This window comes from Microbacterium sp. Bi128, assembly GCF_918698205.1.
On record NZ_CAKKMM010000997.1, the window covers coordinates 1 to 1,881 of the forward strand.

1 protein-coding gene and 1 pseudogene are annotated in these 1,881 nt (G+C 68.3%); one reads left to right on the plus strand and one right to left on the minus strand.

The features are described from left to right. A partial coding sequence (locus LQV45_RS29000) for a glycosyl hydrolase family 65 protein (RefSeq protein ID WP_290370343.1) occupies nt 1-1,609 on the plus strand: 1,609 nt, incomplete at its 5' end. A 56-nt stretch (nt 1,610-1,665) separates the two neighbouring features. On the opposite strand, the pseudogene LQV45_RS29005 reads toward LQV45_RS29000, so the two are convergent. Beyond that, nucleotides 1,666-1,881, minus strand: a pseudogene (locus LQV45_RS29005) (zinc-binding alcohol dehydrogenase family protein); the annotation flags it as partial.

Sequence of the window (1,881 nt, forward strand, 5' to 3'; positions counted from 1 at the left end):
CTCGCCGCTCTCGGGGGCGCTCGCGGTGCTGTCGCGCGCACCCCAGGAGTTCGACGCGCTGCTGGCTGACCACGACGCGGCATGGCGCCTGCTGCTGGCACCGTTCATCATCGAATCCGATGCCACGTCCCAGGCCCAGCTGATCCTGAACCTTCACGTTTTCCATCTGCTGCAGACACTCACCACGCACACAGCCGAGCTCGATGCCGGGGTCCCGGCCCGGGGGCTCCACGGCGAAGGCTACCGGGGGCACATCTTCTGGGATGAACTCTTCGTCTTGCCGGTCCTGAACTCCCGGCTGCCCGCGGTGGCCCGCGAGCTGATTGACTACCGCTGGCGGCGGCTGGGAACCGCGCGGGACGCGGCCCGGAAGGCCGGGCTGCGCGGCGCGCTTTTTCCGTGGCAGAGCGGCAGCGACGGCACCGAGCAGACACCCAAGTTCCTGTTCAACAAGCTCTCCGGGCACTGGATGCCGGACTACTCACGCCTGCAGCGGCATGTCGGACTGGCGGTCGCCTACAACGCCTGGCAGTACTTCGAAGCAACCCAGGACCGGGGCTGGCTGACCCGGCACGGCGCCGAGATTGTGGTGGACGTCGCCAGGCTGTTCGTCTCCCTGGCGGAGCACGACGCCGCCCAGGACCGGTTCCACATCAAGGGCGTCATGGGCCCGGATGAATACCACACCGGCCACCCGGGCAACCCCGGCGGCGGCCTGGACGATAACGCCTACACCAACATCATGGCGGCCTGGGTAATTGACCAGGCGGTCTGGATCATGCATTCAGTACAGGGTTTCGACATGGAGGAACTCCGGGCACGGCTGGGAATCACGGGCACGGAAATCGACGCCTGGGCGCACCGGAGCCGGCGCATGTTCGTTCCCTTCCACGACGGCGGCATCATCAGCCAGTTCGACGGTTACGGCGCCCTGCGGGAACTCGACTGGAATCACTACCGCCGCGCCTACCGCAACATCGAACGGCTGGACCTGATTCTCGAAGCCGAAGGGGACAGCACCAACCACTATCGGCTGGCCAAACAGGCGGACGTCCTGATGCTCCTGTATGTCCTGGGTGAGGACCAGCTTCTGGGGTTCCTGCGCCGGATGGGCTATGACGTCGAGCCGGCGCAGATCGCGGCCACCGTGGACTTTTACCTGGCCCGGACCGCGCACGGCTCCACCCTTAGCCGGGTCACCCATGCCTCGGTGCTGGCGCAGCACGATCCGGAGCGGGCGTGGGCGACATTCCGGGAAGCCTTGGACACGGACCTGGACGATACTCAGGGCGGCACCACGCGCGCGGGCATCCATTTGGGCGCCATGGCAGGCTCGATCGACGTGGTCCAGCGCAGCTTCGCCGGGCTACGGATCACCCGGGACGCCTTGGACTTCACCCCGCGGCTGCCGGCCGAGCTGTCCCGGGTGGAGTTCCAGGTCCGCTACCGTGACCAGTTGCTGTCCGTGCACCTCGGGCCGGACCGGCTGCGGGTGTCCGCCGCCCCGGGGGACGCGGCTCCGGTGCTGGTGCGGGTGGGCGTCGAGAAGGTGCTGCTCCGGGCGGGCCAGGAGCACGAGTTCCGCCGGGACGCCGGGACGCCCGGCTGACGCGCCGAAGCGTGTCCCCGGCGACGTCGTGGTGACTTGCTTGCGATGGTTCCGGGCTATGTCGTGTCCATGTGCAGCACGGCCGCTCCGATGATCCGGTCCTCCGCCAGGTCTTGCAGGGCCCGGTCCGCGGCCTCGAACGGGTAGGCCACAGTGGTCGGGCGGAGCGGGATCTCGGCGGCGATCCGGAAGAACTCCTCGCCGTCGGCCCGGGTGTTGGCTGTGACACTGCGCAGCTGGCGCTCTTCGAAGAGCTCGTCGGCGTAGTGCAG